Source organism: Paractinoplanes deccanensis (assembly GCF_016862115.1).
Classification (GTDB): domain Bacteria; phylum Actinomycetota; class Actinomycetes; order Mycobacteriales; family Micromonosporaceae; genus Actinoplanes; species Actinoplanes deccanensis.
The window spans coordinates 101159-117792 of the sequence record NZ_BOMI01000013.1; the positions used below are offsets into that span (position 1 = coordinate 101159).

Consider the following 16634-nt stretch of genomic DNA (forward strand, 5'->3'; position numbering starts at 1 on the left):
CGGGGAGGCGCGGTCATGACGAAGACGCGAGACTGGACGTACGAGGGTGTGCTGGGCCGGCTGACGGCGAGAACCTGGGAGGGCCCCGGCGACCCGTCCCGCATCGTCGTCGTGGCCCACGGCTACGGCGAGCACATCGGCCGGTACGAACGCCTGGCCGCCCGCCTCGCCGCGGACGGCGCCGTCGTCCACGCGGTCGACTACATCGGCCACGGCCGCAGCGAGGGTGAAAGGGTGCTGGTCACCGACTTCGAGGACGTCGTCACCGACCTGCACACCCTCGCCGAGACCGCCGGGCGCGACCATCCCGGCCTCCCCGTCGTCCTGCTGGGCCACTCGATGGGCGGCCTGATCGCCGCCCGCTACGCCCAGCGCTACGGCGACACCCTCGCCGCCCTGGTCCTGTCGAGCCCGGTCGTGGGCCGCTGGGACGCCGTGGCGCAACTGCTCGCCCTCGACGAGATCCCCGACGTGCCGCTCGACATCACCACCCTGTCCCGCGACCCGGCGGTGGGGGAGCGGTACGCCGCCGACCCGCTGGTCTGGCACGGCCCCTTCAAACGCCCCACCCTGCAAGCCTTGGAACGCGGCCTCGACGCCGTCGCGAAGGGCCCATCCCTGGGCGACCTCCCGCTGATGTGGATTCACGGCGAGTCCGACACCCTCGTCCCGATCGAAGGCTCCCGCGCCGGCATCACCCACCTGCGCGGCCCGCACTACGTCGAGCGCACCTACCCGGAGGCCCGCCACGAGCTGTTCAACGAACTGAACGCCGACACCGTCCTCGACGAGGTAGCGACCTTCATCCGCGACGCGGCGCCGCGATGACCAGATGGCGCGGCATGCGCCGGAGTCCCCTCCCGCTCGCCGACAAGCCAGGCGCCGAGACGCACGGCTTTCTCTCCGCGGCCCACCTCCGGTCGACACAGGTGAATAGCCGAGCCTGTTGACACCTGAACGCCGAGTTCCTCGTGCATCTCCCTGGTGGTCATCTCCGCGGTTCTGGACACCGCATGAACGTCGCGCCGTGATCCGTAGTCATTCGTTGTCGACCTGTTCCAGGTCGAGGAGGTAGCCGACGGTGGTCCGGGCGGCGTGGTAGCAGAGGCCGGCGCCGCGGAGAGCCCGGCCGCCCTGCCGATCCGCCTCCAGGACCACGGCGACCCGGGTGCCAACGTCCGCTACCGCACCATCTGGATCGAACCGGTCTGACGAATCGGTCAAGTTCGCGCCGCGGCTGCCGATGGCAGCAATCGTGGAGCAACTTGGTAGCAGACCGCCGCGCAGGCCCCTGTGGCAGTGGTGGCTGGCCTGCGGCACTGTGATCGGCGTCGTCTACCTGGCGGCGCCGGACAACAGCCCCTGGGCCTGGGGTCTGTACAACGCGTTCGGGTTCGCCTCCGCGGGCGCGGTCGTGCTCGGCGTGCGCCGCAACCGGCCGCGCCGGGCCGGGGTCTGGTACTGGTTCGCCGCCGCGCTCGCGCTGTGGGCGGTCGGCGACGTCGTCTACGAGCTCCAGTACTTCTCCTGGGACTGGGAGAGCTTCCCGGCGCCCGCGGACGTGCCCTACCTGGCCGCGTACCCCATGTTCGCCGTCGGCGCGTACCAGATGATCAAGGGTCGTATCTCGGGCCGCGACCGGGCCGGGCTGCTCGACGCGGCCATCGTCTCCACCAGCCTGTCGCTGCTGTCCTGGTCGTTCCTGATGCGCCCGATCGCGATCGACGAGTCGCTGGGCCTGCTCCAGCGGCTGGCCTCGCTCGCCTACCCGGCCGGCGACCTGCTCCTGCTCATCATGGTGGTGCGCCTGCTCACCACGCCGGGCGCGCGCACCGCCAGCTATCGCCTGCTGATCGCCGGCATCTGCGCCACGCTGGTCAGCGACATCGGATACGCGGTCATCAACATGTTCACTCTCTACACCGACGGCCTGCTCGACGCCGGCTGGCTCGCCATGTACCTGCTGTGGGGCGCCGCGGCGCTGCACCCGTCGATGCGGGCGCTGTCCGAGGTGGCGCCGGACCGGGCGGAACGATTCACCAACCGGCGCCTCGCGCTGCTGGCGGTCGCCTCGCTGCTCGCGCCCATCGTGCTGGTGGTGCAGGGCCTGACCGACCCGGCCTCCATCGACTGGGCGGCGATCGCGCTCAGCTCGGTCATCCTCTTCCTGCTGGTGCTCTGGCGGATGGCCGGCCTGATCTCGCGCGTGCAGGATCAGGCGGCGCAGCTGCGGGCGCTGGCGCACAACGACGCGCTCACCGGGGTGCCGAACCGGCGCGCCTGGGACCTGGAGCTCAGCCGCGAGATGGCCAAGGCGGTCCGCAGCGGCGAGCGGGTCGCGGTCGCCCTGATCGACATCGACCACTTCAAGCGGTACAACGACACGCACGGGCACCCCGCCGGGGACCGGCTGCTCAAGGAGGCGGCGGCCGCGTGGCGCGACCAGCTGCGCGCCGGCGACCTGCTGGCCCGCTACGGCGGCGAGGAGTTCGGCGTCCTGCTGATCGGCCAGTCGATCGACACGGCGGTCGCCGTCCTCGACCGGATGCGCGAGGTCACCCCGCAGGGGCAGAGCTTCTCGGCCGGCGTCGCCCTCTGGGACGGCCACGAGATCCCGGAGCAGCTCGTCGCCCGCGCGGACGAGGCGTTGTACGAGGCCAAGCACGAGGGCCGCGACCGCGTGACGGCGGCCCGGGCGGTGGCACCGGCCCGCTAGTGCGTCGGCCGGGCGTTCGGGGGAAGATGGACCCCGATGCTCGCGTCGATGGAGGCCGTACGACGGCTCATGGATCTGCGGCACCGTGGGCGGGCCGAGGACCTCCCGGCGGTGCTCGCCGCGGCCGCGCCCCTGCTCGACGCGGAGGCCGCCACGGTGCTGCTCGTCGACTACGGGCAGGTGGCGCTCCACCCGCTGCGCGGCACCACCGTCGACACGGCGACCACGCTGACGGTGGAGGGCACACCGGCCGGGCGCGCCTTCGTCACCGCCGAGCAGCAGTGGCTCGACGGCAAGCTGTGGCTGCCGCTGCTGCACGGCGCCGAGCGCCTCGGCGTACTCGAATTGCAGGTCAAGGAATATCCCCCGGCCTCCACCCGGCACGATCTCGAGGTGATCGCGGCGCTGGTCGCCGAGCTGATCGCCAGCCGCCGCTTCTACGGCGACGCGGTCGAGCACACCCGGCGGCGCCTGCCCATGCAGCTCCCCGCCGAGATCATCTGGAACCAGCTGCCGCCGCTCACCTTCGCCGTCGACGGCACGATGGTCTCGGCGGTGCTCGAGCCCTGCTACGAGGTGGGCGGCGACGCCTTCGACTACGCGGCCAACGGCGACCTGCTGCACGTCGCGCTCTTCGACACGGTGGGCCACGGCATCAGCGCCAGCGCGCTCACCACGCTCACGCTCAACACGTACCGCAACGCCCGCCGCTCCGGGCTCTCCCTGATCGACACCTGCCGCTCGATCGACAAGTGGATCCACGCGCAGTACCCCGGCGCGTTCGTCACCGCGCTCATCGCCGAGCTGGACATGCCGACCGGCGCCTACCGGCGGATCAGCGCCGGGCATCCCGCCGAGCTCTTCCTGCGCGAGGGGCGCATGCTGCCGCAGCTGCCCACCCCGAACACCCTGCCGCTCGGCCTCGGCCACATGCTCCGCCGCCCGCCGCAGGTCATCGAGGCGCAGTTGCAGCCCGCCGACGCGCTGGTCTTCTACACCGACGGCATCACCGAGGCCCGCGACGAGTCCGGCACCCTGTTCGGCGTCGACCGCCTGGGCGACTTCATGCTGGAGGCCCTGCGCGCGGGCACCCCGGCCCCCGAGGCGATGCGCCGCCTGATCCACACCATCGTCTCGTACGAGAACGGCGAGCTCCGCGACGACGCGACCGCGGCGATGCTCCAGTGGCGCCGCCACGCCCTGGAGGATCTGGGCTGAGGACGCCCGGGTGTCCCGCTCGGTGGCGTTTCGGTGTGAAAAATGAGGTTGGGCAGCTGAGCTGCGCGTCGCCGCTTAGCCTGCGCCCGCGGCCGGGCGCCCCTAGGCTTTCGCCGTGCTCGATGCCACGGCCGCGCGACGGCTGACCAAGCGGACCCTCGTCACCGTCTCCCACGCGATCGAGCAGGCCGCCCTGGCCGCCGCCGAGGACGGCCCGATGGTCGTCTTCGCGCTGTTCCAGCGCATGCCGTACTTCGACCGGGAACGCCAGGTCTACGAGCAGATCGCGCTACGGGCCGCGGCCACCGTCGTCGGCCTGGTCGCCACGGAGCCGCCCGCGCTGCCCGGCGGCGTCCACGCGGTGCTGCTGGACGACAAGGAGGAGCTGGCCCGCGAATGGACCGTCGTCGTGCTGACGCCCCGGTTCGGCGCGGTGCTGGTGGCGCACGACCTGGAACAGGTCCAGCCGGCCGCCCCGACCCTGGAGAGCGGGCGCCTCTTCGAGGGCCGCTCCAGCTTCCGCCGCGACGAGGCCCTGCACGAGGCGCTGCGCCTGCGCACCCAGCTCGGCGACCGCCTGCCACCGGCGGCGCGCACGGCCGTCGACGCGGCGGTGGAACGGGTGCGCGACCTGCCCGCCACCCCCGGCGAGAGCCGCGCCGACGCGGCCCTGCGGTTGTTCGCGGACCAGGCCGAACTGCTCGTCACCCGTCGGCGCGCCGATGCCCCCGCCCTGCGGGAGGAGGCCGAGGTGCAAAGGTGGACCGGCGCGGCCGGCGTCACCGCCTCGGGCGTGCTGCCGGTGGCGATGCTGGCCGTCCGCGTCACCCACGCCGCCGGCGGCCAGGAGGGCCCGATCGGCCGCACCGCGACACGGCAACAGCAGGCGGCGGTCGAACTGCTCGTGGCCCGCCTGCGCCCCGGCGACCGGGCCACGAAGGCGGGCGACGACTTCCTGCTCTACCTGCCGAACCTGAGCCGCGACGACGCGGTGTCCTTCGCGTACGCCGTGGTCGCCGACTTCGCGGCCGCCGCGCCCTTCCTCGACGGGACGGTGACCGTGGCACTGACGGTCACCCGCCGGCGCCCCCTGCCCGAGGACCAGCTGCGGCAGGCCCTCGATTGGGCGCTCACCCAGAACGCCCCGGTGGTGACACTGCCGCCCGACTAGCCGCGCGCGGCCCGTCTCGCTCCTCGGCTCAGGTCTATCGGCCGTTCTCGAAGAACTGCGCGGCCCGCTCGGACGTGCGCTCCACCGCGTTCACCTCGACGCGGGCATGCGGCGCCGCCCGGCCCAGCTGATCAGCGAAGTCCACCAGTCCCGAGCCGGCCAGCACCATCCACGAGCGGCCGTCACGCCGCTCCAGCTTGACCAGCCCTTCACCACCCCAGGCACCGAACGAGTCCAGCTCGCCGAGCGGCACCTCCCAAGCGCCGACCACCGCCCGCAGCCGCAGCTCCCGATCGGTCAGATCAACCCGGAACACCAGCCGACACAGCACATACCACCACAAAACCGGAATCGCGATCAGGGGCACGGCCAGCCGCACCCACCAGGCCAGCTCCCCGAAGTTGACGGCAACGAGCGGCATCGCGATCGTCAAGCCCGCCGCCAGCAGAATCACCAGCTCGATCCGCTGGGACCGATACCGCGCACGAACGTCGTGCTCCATATCGCACCTCCCTCCGCAGGAGGTTCCCCGTTGCGACATCACTCAACCTCGATGAAGCCGCAGGCGCCGCGTTCGGCCGCCACCTGCCGGCACAACTGAGGCGTGGCGCCCCACTCAGGCACGGCGACTCGGCGCTCGACCGAGCACTTGCCCCCTCGTCCGGGCTGCCATCCGTGTGCCGGCGCCGCAGCCTGCTCGGGCTGCGTGCCTGCCTTGAGTGCCCGTAGGCTCGGCTGCCCTTGTTGCCTCCGAGCCGCGTCGAGGTCGTGCCGGCGGTCGGGTGAGGTCGAGCATCCGGTGAGGTGGAGCTCAGGCCGGCGTCTGGTCCGGCGGCAGGTCGACCGAGCTGCGGATCTCGGAGATGTTGCGGTAGGTCGCCGGCGGGTGAAACCGGGCTAGCGGCGCCGCAGGGTGGCCGACGGCAGGACGCCGTAGGCGGCTCGGTAGTGGGCCGTGAAACTGCTGTGGCTGGCGAAACCCCACTGCATGGCGACCGCCGACACCGTGGTGGTGGCCGGGTCCGCTTCGAGGAGTTGGCGGTGGGCCTGTTCGAGGCGCACGCGCCGCAGGTAGGCCGTGGGCGTCATGCCCAGGTGGCGGCGGAAGGCCAGTTGCAGGGCACGGATGGTCACCCGGGCGGCGGCGGCCATGTCGGCGGGGGTGATGTCCTGGTGGGCGTACTCCTCGATGAACGTGATGGCGCGGCGCAGGGTTGCCGGGTGCGCGTCGTGGCGGTCCTCGATCGTCGGGTCCTGGAGGGCGGTGTTGGGGAACGCCGACAGGGTCACCGAGGCGAGGATCTGCACGGCCGAGCCGACCAGCAGCGGCTCGGCCTCGGGGGAGAGGCCGGCCACGTAGTCGCGTACGTGGTCGTAGGTCTTGTTCCAGAGCGACGCCGCCCGCAGTGACACGGGGCGGTAGCCGGTGAAGTGGATGGGGCGGGCCACGCGGCCGGGGGCGGCGTCGGCGACCTGGGCGAAGATGCCGGGCGGGAAGCGGGCGTACTCGCCGTCGTGGTTGTGGCTGTCGGTGTGCAGGTCGCGGTCGGGGTGGTTGCCGACGAAGAGGTCGCCGGGGTTGTGCTCGATCACGTCACGGCCGATGCGGCAGTGGATGTGCCCGGCGATGGCCCGGCCGATCGCGGTGCGGCCCATCGGGCCGAGGTCGGCGCGGTGGCTCATCGCGAAGGTGACATGGTCGAGGAAGAGCGGCCCGAGGTCCATCTGGGCGATGCGCATGCTGGGCCGGCCGCCGGTCACCGTGATCCGGGCGCGGGCGTAGGTGCGGCTCAGCATCTCGTACGCCTTGTCGAGGTCGGTGGTCTCGAAGACGCTGATCATGCTGGGCCGCCTTCGTGGGTGCGACAGGTTGGTTTCGTTTCCTGCCTAGTCGCTTCCGGCCTCGAAGGCAAAGGTGAAAGGTGTGACAGGGCACTTCCGGCTGATCAGACGTGCCGGATTTATGGCGAAGTGTCGGAATCGGCGATGAAAACAGTGACCCTGCGGGACATGGAGACCGGCATCATCACGGTCCGCCTGTCCGGCGATCTGACACGCACCACGTTGACGACGATCCGCTCGGCGATCGGCAAGGCCGCCGCCGAATGCCCTGCCGCAGTCCTGGTCGACCTGTCCGAGGTGCGCCAGACGACGCCGGGCCACCTCACGCCGCTCGCCACCGCGTCCTACAAGGCGCGGGAGATGTGGGGCGTGCCCGTCCTGCTCTACGGCGCCGACCCGGAGATCGCGCGCGACCTGGCCGCGTACCGGAGCTTCGTGGTCCTCGCCGGAAGCCGCGAGCAGGCGCTGGAGGCCGGGCGCTCGACCGTGCCCCGCTGGATGAGGCGGTGCCTCACGCCGTTGCCGTCCCAGGCCCGCGCCGCCCGGGTGTTCATCGACGAGGCGTGCCGGTCGTGGGGCCTGATGGCCCGGTGCGACGACGCCCGGCTAGTCGTGACCGAGCTGGCCGCCAACGCCATCCGGCATGCCCGCACGGAGTTCGACGTCTTCGTCTCCTGCCCGGGCCGCTATCTGCGCGTCGCCGTGCGCGACGGCAGCCCGGCCATGCCCCGCGCCGTCGTGCCGACCATCGAGAGTGGTCGCGGCCTGCATCTGATCGAGGCGGTCAGCACCCACACGGGCGTCACCAGGATCCCGGGCGGCAAGATCGTGTGGGCGCTGCTCAGGGTCTAGCTCAGCGCCTTCTCGAGCTCCGCCTTGGTCATCTTGGAGCGTCCCGCGATGCCGCGCCGGCGGGCCTCCGACATCAGGGTGGCCTTCGAGCGGGGCTTGTCCGACGACTTCCGTCCGGCGGCGGGCTTGCCCAGCTCGCGCCAGCTCGACTCGGTCATCTCGACGCCGAACTTCGCGGCGGCCTTCTTGATGCGGCGGAAGGCCTCGTCGCGCTCCTTGTCGGACACGTCGCGGACCTGGTCGAAGCGGGCGATGGCGTTGCGCACGTGGCGCGCGTCGTTGAGGGGCTCCTTGCGGACACGGGGGAACGCGAAGGTGCTGTCGGGCATCGCGTTGCGCTCCGCGGCGTCCAGTGTCTTCTCAGCCATGCGGTTCCTATGCCGCAAACCCGTGCCGATGAAACGTGACGCGACCTACGTGCGCCGGATCAGCTCGATGTGGTCGTAGATCGCCTGCCGGCCCCGGCGGGCCTCGGGCACGGGCAGGAGCGGGTACGCGTGGATCGCGCCCTCCTGCTCGTGGTAGGTCAGCTTCGTCGCGGGTGGGACCCGGTCGCGCAGCAGCCGGCAGTCGGGCAGCGTGATGTCGCGCGTGCCGACCAGCACCTGCGTCGGCGGCAGGTGCTCCAGGTCGCCGAAGATGGGGCTGACCCGCGGGTCGTCGAGCGGCAGGTCCCCGGCCCACGCGGCGGCGAGCGGCCGCAGCCCGGCCCGGAAGAGCCACGGATCGTGCGGCTCCACCTCGTCGACCCCCGGGTTGGACATGGTCAGGTCGAGCCACGGCGCGATCACCGTCAGCCCGGCGACCAGGCCCGGCAGGGCTTGCGCGGTCAGCAGCGCGAGCCCGCCGCCGGACGAGTCGCCGGCCAGGTAGCAGCGCCGGCCCTGGCCGGTCAGCTCCCGGACCACCGCGGTCACGAAGGCGAGCGCCTCGAGCCCGTCGTGCTCCGGCGAGAGCCCGTAGATCGGCACGTGCACGTCGCAGCCGGTGTGCCGCACGATGTCCGCGACGAGCGCCCAGTGCTGCTTGACGATCTCGCTGGTGTACGCGCCGCCGTGCAGGTAGACGACAGCGGGCCGGTCGCTCGGCGTCCCGACGTGGTGGACCGGGAAACCGCCGATCGTCCGTACGTCATGGGGCAGTCCCAGGCGCGACGGCGGCGCCGACGGGCCCTTGGCGCGGGCGAGGGTCCGGCGCCCGGCCTCCTCGGTGACGAATCGGCGCCGGTAGACCAGGCGCGTGAAGAGGGCAACGCCCCGCATCTGCCAGCTCGCCGCCATCGGGCCACCGTACAAGATCCTCAGGAACCCGCAAGATCCTCGCGGGGGAGCGGCCGCACCGCCGGGCCCTGCAGGACCGCGCCGTCGACCGCGAAGCGCGAGCCGTGGCAGGGGCACTCCCAGGCGGTCTCGGCCTCGTTGAAGGTGACGATGCAGCCCAGGTGGGTGCAGCGCGCCGAGAGGGCGTGCACGTCGCCGGCGGCGTCGCGGTGCACGGCGCACTGGCGGCCGCCCACCCGCACGATCGCGCCTTCGCCGGGACCGATGTCGTCGATCGAGTCGGCCCGCGACGGGCGCAGGCGGTCGCCGACGAAATGCGCGGCGACCTTCGCCTGGAGCTTCATCATCGTGCCGGCTTCGCGCGTCACGCCGATCCGGCCCGGGTCGTAGAGGCTCGCCCAGGGCAGCTCCGTGCCGGTGATCGACGCGGCCAGCAGCCGCCCGGCCAGCACGCCGCTGCTCATGCCCCAGCCGCCGAAGCCGGTCGCGACGAAGACCCGGTCGGTGCCGCGGTGGAACCGGCCGATGAAGGGGACCCGGTCGGTGCTGGTGTTGTCCTGGGTGGCCCAGCGGTAGGCAACCTGCGTACCGCTGAATCGCTCCCGCATCCAGGACGCGAGGCGCTCCCACTGCTCGGCCGGCTCGCCCGAGCCCGGGGTGAAGTGCTCGCCGGTCACGATCAGCAGGCGCTGCCCGTCCCGGTAGGGCGCGGTGCGCACCGAGCGCGTGTTCTGCTCCGGGGTGATGAACACGCCGCCCGGATCGGCCGAGGCGGGGATCGGCCCGGCCACCACCAGTTCGCGGCGCGGCTCGAGGCGGGCGAAGAGCAGCGCCCGGTCGAAGACGGGATAGTGGGTGGCGATCACGACCTGCCGCGCGGTGATCGAGTGCCCGAGCTCGGTGGTCACCGTGCACGGGTCGCCGTCGTCGAGGCCCGTCGCGCGGGTCCGCTCGAAGACGCGCCCGCCGCGCCGTACGAGATCGGAGGCCAGCCCGAGCAGGAACTCGCGCGGGTGGAACTGGGCCTGGTTCTCCACGCGGACGGCGCCGGCCACCGGGAAGGGCAGCCCGGTCTCGGTCACGAACGACGCGGCCAGCCCGGCCTCGGACGCCGCCCGCACCTCGGCGTGGATCGCGTCCAGGCCGTCGGGGCTTTCCACATAGGTGTACGCGGGGACGCGCTCCAGATCGCAGTCGATGCCGAGCCGCGCGCTCACCGAGGCGACCCGCTCCACCGCGTCCTGCTGCGACTCTGCGTACAACCGCGCCGCCTCCGCGCCGAACGAGCGGCGCACCTGGTCGTAGACGAGCGTGTGCAGCGCGGACAGCTTCGCCGTGGTGTATCCGGTGACGCCGGCCGCGATCCGGTCCGCCTCCACCAGCACGACCCGGCGGCCCGCCTCGGTCAGCTCCCAGGCCGTGCACAGGCCCGCGATGCCCCCGCCGATCACCACCACATCGGCCTCGGCGTCGCCGTCCAGGGCCGGGTAGGCGGTGGCCGGCGTGGTCTGCATCCAGTACGAGGTCAGCATGCGCGCCCGCGTACCCGTTCGGAGCGCGGCTACGCGGGCGGCGGCTCGAATGGCTAGTGTTACCGGATGACGAGCGCACCGGGTACCGGCCCATGAGCCCGGCTGCGAAGGCCGGGCACGAGTGCTGGTCATACGACGATCAAGAGCTTTTCGACGCGTACGCCCGGAAATGTGTTGATGCGGGCCTGGCGGCCGGTGAGCGGGTCTGGTTCGTGCAGGGCCGCCACTCGGGGGTCACCGCGGGGTCGCTCCCGGGCGGCGACGCGGTGCGGGTCGTCTCGTTCGAGGAGGCCTACTCCGGCGACGGCGTCGTCGACCCGGCCGGGCAGGTGGCCGCCTACACGGCCGTCACCGAGGAGGCCCTCGCCGGCGGCTACACCGGCCTGCGGGTGGTCGCCGACGTGACCGCGCTGGTCCGCACCGACGAGCAGCGCGACGCCTTCGCCCGCTACGAGTACATCATCGGCCGCTACATGCGCCTCGCGCCGATGCGGGCCGTCTGCGCGTACGACCGTGGCGAGCTGGGCGAGCGGGCCGTGGCCGAGCTGGCCTGCCTGCACGAGTCCAGCCACGACGCCGGTGTGACCTTCCAGCTGCACCCGGGCGTGACCAGCGCCGAGGCGATGCTCGACGGCGAGCTCGACATGTCGGCCGAGGAGCTGTTCGGCACGGCCCTGGAGCGCACCGACCTCGACCGGGCCGGCGGCGACGTCGTGGTCGACGGCGCGGGGCTGCGCTTCATCGACCACCGGGCGCTGCTCGCGCTCGAGAAGTACGCGGCATCGCGCCGGACGACCGCCGTGCTGCGCACCCCCACCGGGGCGGTGGCCCGCCTCGCCGGGCTGCTCGAGCTCGCGCACGTGCGGGTGGAGGGTGCCCGATGACCAGGACGGGCGCCGCCGCCGGCTACCACGGCTACTACCACGAGGCCGTCTGCTACGACTCCGACGACGACCTGCTCGCCGTGGCCGTGCCGTTCCTGCTCGGCGGGGTCGCGGCGGGGGAGCCGACCATCGTGACCCTGGGCGAGCGCGCGTCCGCCCTGGTGCGCGCGGTGCTGCCGCGCGACACGCCGGTCATGTTCATGTCCGGCGGTGCCATGTACGCGCGCCCGGCCGGCGCCATCCGCGCGTACCGCAAGCTGCTGGCCGGCCACGTGGCCGCCGGAGCGCCGCAGATCCGCATCATCGGCGAGCTGACGACGGCCATGTTCGGCCCGGCGTGGGACTCGTGGGCACGCTACGAGTCGGCGATCAACCATGCGTACGACGAGTTCCCGCTCTGGAGCATGTGCGCGTACGACACCCGCACCGCGCCGCCGTCCGTCATGGAGGACGTGCTGCGCACCCACCCCCGCACGGCGCAGCCGGACGGCAGCCACGTGCCCAACGAGACGTACGTCGAACCGGTGATGTTCCTCAGCGAGCGCCGTGCCCCCGAGCCCGATCCGCTGCAGCGTGCAGCGCCGCGCGCCGACTTCGCCCAGCCGACGCTCACCGACGCCCGGCAGGCGGTGCGCGACGCCGGCGACGGCAACCTGCCGGGCGACGACGTGGAAGACCTGGTGGTGGCGGTCAGCGAGGCGGTGGCGAACGCCCACCGGCACGGCCGCGCCCCGGCGCGGATGCGGTTGTGGAGCGCCCCCGGTCGCGTCGTGGTGGCGGTGACCGACGCCGGACCGGGGCCCAAGGACCCGTTCGCCGGCCTGCTGCCCACCGGCGACGGGCTCGAGGGCGGGCTCGGGCTGTGGATCGCCCACCAGTCGTGCGACCACGTGGCGATGTACCGCGACGCGGGCGGCTTCACGATCCGCCTCACCGCCGGCCTCTAGGCGTCGCGCCGGTTCCGGGTGCGGCGCGGGCTCGCGGGTTCGCCGGGCTTGTGTGGGTCTGCGGTTAGCCGGGCTCGTTCGGGTCGGCCGTTTCGCCGGGTTTATGCGGGTCGGCCGTTTCGACGGGTTTGTGCGGGTCCGCTGTTTCGCTGGGTTTGTGCGGGTCCGCTGTTTCGCCGGGTTTATGCGGGTCCTCCGGGGACAGCCACGCGTTGGGATCGTCGAGGCAGGTCCGGTCCACCGACCGGGTGAGCGCCTCCACCACCGCCCGCACCGCCGGCCGCGGCTCGTCGCCGCGTGAGACCAGCGACCACGTCCAATAGGGCGACGGCCGGTGGATCGGGCGGGCCACCAGGTCGGGCGGCACGGGCGCGGTCTGGCTCTTCGGGTTGTTGACCACCGGCCGGCCCAGGCGGCGGACGTGGCCGAAGAACGCCTCCCCGGTGACGCCGCCCTCGGGCACGTGCTCCACGCGGGCGCCGGTCTCGGCCGCCATCGCCAGCGCCCACCGGTTCCACGACGACCAGCTCGCCTCGTCCGCGTCGATCAGCACGACCGTGTCGCGGGCGCGTACCGGCTCGCCGCTGGTGCCGGTGCTGATCGCGTAGAGCCGGTCGGCGCCGAGCAGCCGCGCCGCCAGCCTGTCCTGCCGCAGCGTGGTGACCGGCACCCAGCAGATGGCGAGGTCGAGGCCGCCGTCGACGACCCTGGCGGCCTGCGCGTGCGAGGGCAGCACCCACGCGTCGACCAGCAGCTGGGCGACGCCGGCCGCGCGCTCCTCCAGGCCGGCCGGCCGCCAGTTGACATAGCCGAGGCGCACCGGCTGACTGCGGGCCAGGCCCTTGGCGGTACGCCGGAGCTCGTCGGCGTGGTCCAGCAGCGCCTTGGTGCGCGGGAGCAGGGCCTGCCCGGCCGCCGTGAGCCGCACGGTGCGGCGGTCGCGGTCGAAGAGCCGCGTGCCCAGGTCGCGTTCCAGCGCCTTGATCTGCTGCGACAGCGACGGCCCGGCGATGCGCAGCCGCTCGGCCGCACGGGCGTAGCTGAGCTCTTGGGCGACCGCGACGAAGTAGCGCAGCTGGCGTAGCTCCATTGGTAGGGGCAGCCTCTCACGAGGGAGGAAAGCAGTCGTGCCGCCCGGATCTCCGCGACGCACGCTCTGGTCATGACAAACAACAAGGTAGCTGTCGTCACCGGCGCCTCCCAGGGGATCGGCGCCGCCACCGTCGCCGCGTACCGCAAGCTCGGCTGGTCGGTCGTCGCGAACTCCCGCTCGATCGGCCCCTCGGACGATCCCGGCATCCTCACGGTGCCCGGCGACATCGCCGACCCGGCCGTCGGCGCCGAGATCGTCAGGGCCGGCCTCGCCGCGTTCGGCCGCATCGACACCCTGATCAACAACGCCGGCATCTTCATCGCGAAGCCGTTCACGTCCTACACGGCCGAGGACTTCGACGCGGTCACCGCCATCAACCTGCGCGGCTTCGTGGTGGTCACCCAGAAGGCCGTCGAGGCCATGCTCGACCGCGGCGAGGGCGGCCACGTCGTCACGATCACCACGACGCTCACCGACCACCCGGTCAGCGCCCTGGCGTCGGCGTTCGCCTCGCTCACCAAGGGCGGCCTCAACTCGGCGACCAAGTCCCTGGCCATCGAGTACGCGACCCGCGGCATCCGCTTCAACGCGGTCTCCCCGGGCATCATCGCCACCCCCATGCACCCGGCCGAGACCCACGAGTTCCTCTCCGCCCTGCACCCGGTGGGCCGGATGGGCGCCGTCAGCGACATCACCGACGCCATCCTCTACCTGGAGAACGCCCCCTTCGTCACCGGCGAGATCCTCCACGTCGACGGCGGCCAGAGCGCAGGCCACTGATGGACACTCTCCGCACCGTCCTGGACGCCTGGCAGAAGGCGATCGCCGCCCACGACCCCGCCGCCGTGGCAGAGCTCTTCACCGAGGACGCGGTCTTCCAGGGCCTCCAGCCGTACGCCATCGGCCGCCCCGGCATAGCCGCCTACTACGGCAGCCAGCCACCCGGCCTGACCGTCGACTACCGCATCCTGTCCACCCGCCCCTTGGGCGACGACGCCATCCTCGGCTGGCTGGAGGCGGACTTCACAGTCGGCGCGGAGGTGCGAGCCTTGCTCAACCTGACGGTCGTGCTGACACACACCAGCGGGGATTGGCGCATAGCCCACTACCACGTCTCCCCACGCGTCTGATCCGCTTTTCCCGGCCCCTGGCCGGCCTCGCTCCCATCCTCTCTGCTGCCCCGCCTCGTCGTCCTTGACCGCTCTGCCTCCGTCCCCTTCCCCGGCCTTGCGTCTGGTCTCGTTTCCCCGGCCTTGCGTCTGGTTTCGTTTCTTCGAACTTGCGTCTGGTCTTGTTCCTGACCTTGCGCCTGCTGCTATCTCCCGGTCTTGCCTCCGGTCGCCTTTCCTCGTCTTGCGTCTGCTCTTATTTCGTGGTCCTCCGCCGGCCCGTTCCCCATGCTCCTCACCGGCGAGTGCCGCCGGCTCGCCCGTTGTCGCGCCAGGCGTGTCGCCCAGTCGGGTGCGTTGCCCCCAAGCGAAACGAGGGCCCACCGCCGGCCACGCCCGGCTCGTGCTCGCGCCGGGCGTGCCCTTCCCGCGCGTGCTGTCTCCCCGGGCGTGCTGTCTGCTTGAGCGTGTCCTCTGGTCGGGTGTGTCGTCTCCTTGAGCGTGTCCTCCGGCGAGGCGGGTCCGCTGGCCGGGTGTGTCTTCTTCCCGGGCGTGTCCGCATGAATTGAGGGCTCGTGGATGGGGCAGTTGTGGATGGTCGAGCTGCAGACATTTCGGGCTGTGGACGCGCCGCTTGTGGACGCGGCGGAATGGACGAAAGCGGCTGTGGACGAAGTGGGTGTGGACATTTCGGGCTGTGGGTGAAGCGGCTGTGGAGAGGGCGGCGGGCGTGGAGCTGTGGATGCAAGGGGCTGTGCACGGCGGCTGAGGACGAATGCGGCTGTGGATTAGGGCCGGGACGAAGTGGGTGTGGACATTTCGGGCTGTGGGTGAAGCGGCTGTGGAGAGGGCGGCGGGCGAGGAGCTGTGGATGCAAGGGGCTGCGCACGACGGCTGAGGACGAATGCGGCTGTGGATTAGGGCGGGGACGAAGTGGGTGTGGACATTTCGGGCTGTGGGTGAAACGGCTGTGGACAGGGCCGCGGCTGAGGAGCTGTGGATGCAAAGGGCTGCGCACGACGGCTGAGGAGGAGTGCGGCTGTGGATTAGGGCTGGGGACGAAGACGCCTGTGGACGAGGCGCGGGATGAATGCGGCTGTGGACGCAACCGACGGGAACGGCTGTGGATGAGGGCTGGGGCGAGGAGCCATAGGCCGGAAACGTTGTGGATGGACCCTGGCGGGCGTGGGCGGGGCCACTCTGTGACGGCACTCTCGTCCTGACCGTGAACAGGGGGCCGGCGGGTACGTGGTGGTGGTCGAAGGAAGAAGGTGCAGTCATGAATGACTCGATCGCCTATGGGCCGGCGGGGGTCGCCACCCGGGACGAGAGCCACGCGCTCTTCGCGCGCACTATGGGGTTCGTGGCGGGGACCGCGGGTCTCTTCGCCCTCGGCGCCTATCTCGGGCGTGATCTGGGCGGTGGGGCCGCCATCGTCTCGTACATCCTGTCGTTCGGTGCGCTGATCGGGATGCAGTTCACGGCGCGGCGGTCGCGGGAGTGGACCGTGGGTCTGCTCGCGCTGTTCGGGTTGTTCATCGGGCTCGCGGTGGCGCCGACGCTGGCCTTCTACGCCAGCCAGGACCCGCAGGCGCTCTGGGAGGCGGGCGGCGCGACGGCGTTGTTCATCGCGGGCTTCGGCGCGGCCGGATATGCGACGCGCCGGGACCTCAGCCAGGTGGCCCGGTTCGCGTTCTGGGCGCTGCTGGCGCTGATCGGCTTCAGCATCGTGCTGATCTTCGTGAACATCCCGAACGGTGCGCTGATCTACTCGATCCTCGGCCTGGTCATCTTCGCCGCGCTCACCCTGGTGGACTTCCAGCGGCTGCGCCGCAACACCGACATCGACTCGGCGCCGCTGCTGGCCGCGTCGATCTTCCTGGACGCCCTGAACGTCTTCCTGTTCTTCCTCACCATCTTCAGCGGCCGCTCGGACGACCGCTGACCTCGGGCCCGGCGGCCGCTGAGGGGCGTGTGAAGCACGCAACTT

General features: G+C 72.0%; 17 protein-coding genes. 11 read left to right on the forward strand and 6 right to left on the reverse strand.

The window, feature by feature from the left end:
- Positions 1 to 15 precede the first annotated feature (15 nt).
- The 5 genes from Ade02nite_RS04585 (at position 16) to Ade02nite_RS04600 (ending at position 5105) form a co-directional block, all read left to right on the forward strand.
- A complete protein-coding gene (locus tag Ade02nite_RS04585) occupies positions 16 to 828 on the forward strand; it encodes an alpha/beta hydrolase (protein ID WP_203760225.1) in 813 nt (270 codons plus the stop codon).
- A 267-nt stretch (positions 829 to 1095) separates the two neighbouring features.
- Positions 1096 to 1212, forward strand: coding sequence for a DUF1080 domain-containing protein (locus tag Ade02nite_RS49055; protein ID WP_239168520.1), 117 nt, complete (start codon positions 1096 to 1098; stop codon positions 1210 to 1212).
- Between the two features lie 43 nt (positions 1213 to 1255).
- Positions 1256 to 2716 (forward strand): GGDEF domain-containing protein, encoded by a 1461-nt coding sequence (locus Ade02nite_RS04590; RefSeq protein WP_203760226.1) that lies wholly within the window; start codon positions 1256 to 1258, stop codon positions 2714 to 2716.
- 36 nt (positions 2717 to 2752) lie between these two features.
- Positions 2753 to 3934 (forward strand): PP2C family protein-serine/threonine phosphatase, encoded by a 1182-nt coding sequence (locus Ade02nite_RS04595; protein ID WP_203760227.1) that lies wholly within the window; start codon positions 2753 to 2755, stop codon positions 3932 to 3934.
- Between the two features lie 115 nt (positions 3935 to 4049).
- On the forward strand, positions 4050 to 5105 hold the full coding sequence (locus Ade02nite_RS04600) for a DICT sensory domain-containing protein (RefSeq protein WP_203760228.1): 1056 nt from the start codon (positions 4050 to 4052) through the stop codon (positions 5103 to 5105).
- A gap of 34 nt (positions 5106 to 5139) precedes the next feature.
- On the opposite strand, the gene Ade02nite_RS04605 is transcribed toward Ade02nite_RS04600, so the two are convergent.
- Complete coding sequence (locus tag Ade02nite_RS04605; protein ID WP_203760229.1) at positions 5140 to 5559, reverse strand: hypothetical protein; 420 nt, start codon at positions 5557 to 5559, stop codon at positions 5140 to 5142.
- Between the two features lie 443 nt (positions 5560 to 6002).
- Positions 6003 to 6947 carry a helix-turn-helix transcriptional regulator gene (locus Ade02nite_RS04610; protein ID WP_203760230.1) on the reverse strand — a complete coding sequence of 315 codons (945 nt, stop codon included), beginning with the start codon at positions 6945 to 6947 and terminating at the stop codon, positions 6003 to 6005.
- Between the two features lie 144 nt (positions 6948 to 7091).
- On the opposite strand from Ade02nite_RS04610, the gene Ade02nite_RS04615 reads away from it, so the two are divergent.
- Complete coding sequence (locus tag Ade02nite_RS04615) at positions 7092 to 7799, forward strand: ATP-binding protein (protein WP_203760231.1); 708 nt, start codon at positions 7092 to 7094, stop codon at positions 7797 to 7799.
- On the opposite strand, the gene Ade02nite_RS04620 is transcribed toward Ade02nite_RS04615, so the two are convergent.
- The 3 genes from Ade02nite_RS04620 to Ade02nite_RS04630 are packed head-to-tail and all read right to left on the reverse strand — an operon-like array spanning position 7796 to position 10611.
- Positions 7796 to 8167 (reverse strand): DUF6582 domain-containing protein, encoded by a 372-nt coding sequence (locus tag Ade02nite_RS04620; RefSeq protein ID WP_203760232.1) that lies wholly within the window; start codon positions 8165 to 8167, stop codon positions 7796 to 7798. The genes Ade02nite_RS04615 and Ade02nite_RS04620 overlap by 4 nt on opposite strands.
- Before the next feature lie 45 nt (positions 8168 to 8212).
- Complete coding sequence (locus Ade02nite_RS04625) at positions 8213 to 9079, reverse strand: alpha/beta hydrolase fold domain-containing protein (protein ID WP_203760233.1); 867 nt, start codon at positions 9077 to 9079, stop codon at positions 8213 to 8215.
- Between the two features lie 20 nt (positions 9080 to 9099).
- Positions 9100 to 10611: an FAD-dependent oxidoreductase gene (locus Ade02nite_RS04630; protein ID WP_203760234.1), complete on the reverse strand. Its 1512-nt coding sequence runs from the start codon at positions 10609 to 10611 to the stop codon at positions 9100 to 9102.
- A gap of 92 nt (positions 10612 to 10703) precedes the next feature.
- On the opposite strand from Ade02nite_RS04630, the gene Ade02nite_RS04635 reads away from it, so the two are divergent.
- Together Ade02nite_RS04635 and Ade02nite_RS04640 are read left to right on the forward strand one after the other, a co-directional pair.
- The gene (locus Ade02nite_RS04635) at positions 10704 to 11495 is read left to right on the forward strand and encodes an MEDS domain-containing protein (RefSeq protein ID WP_203760235.1); all 792 of its coding nucleotides are present in this window, start codon (positions 10704 to 10706) and stop codon (positions 11493 to 11495) included.
- On the forward strand, positions 11492 to 12442 hold the full coding sequence (locus tag Ade02nite_RS04640) for a sensor histidine kinase (protein ID WP_203760236.1): 951 nt from the start codon (positions 11492 to 11494) through the stop codon (positions 12440 to 12442). Before Ade02nite_RS04635 ends, Ade02nite_RS04640 begins: the two co-directional genes overlap by 4 nt.
- 64 nt (positions 12443 to 12506) lie before the next feature.
- Here the strand turns inward: Ade02nite_RS04640 and Ade02nite_RS50210 are convergent, their stop codons facing one another.
- Positions 12507 to 13532: a LysR family transcriptional regulator gene (locus tag Ade02nite_RS50210; RefSeq protein WP_203760237.1), complete on the reverse strand. Its 1026-nt coding sequence runs from the start codon at positions 13530 to 13532 to the stop codon at positions 12507 to 12509.
- A 72-nt stretch (positions 13533 to 13604) separates the two neighbouring features.
- Between Ade02nite_RS50210 and Ade02nite_RS04650 the strand changes: the two genes are divergently transcribed.
- From Ade02nite_RS04650 to Ade02nite_RS04660, 3 genes are all read left to right on the forward strand, one after another.
- Positions 13605 to 14315: an SDR family NAD(P)-dependent oxidoreductase gene (locus tag Ade02nite_RS04650; RefSeq protein WP_203760238.1), complete on the forward strand. Its 711-nt coding sequence runs from the start codon at positions 13605 to 13607 to the stop codon at positions 14313 to 14315.
- Complete coding sequence (locus Ade02nite_RS04655) at positions 14315 to 14665, forward strand: SgcJ/EcaC family oxidoreductase (protein ID WP_203760239.1); 351 nt, start codon at positions 14315 to 14317, stop codon at positions 14663 to 14665. The genes Ade02nite_RS04650 and Ade02nite_RS04655 overlap by 1 nt, the downstream gene beginning before the upstream one ends.
- A gap of 1258 nt (positions 14666 to 15923) precedes the next feature.
- Complete coding sequence (locus Ade02nite_RS04660; protein ID WP_203760240.1) at positions 15924 to 16589, forward strand: Bax inhibitor-1/YccA family protein; 666 nt, start codon at positions 15924 to 15926, stop codon at positions 16587 to 16589.
- Positions 16590 to 16634 lie beyond the last annotated feature (45 nt).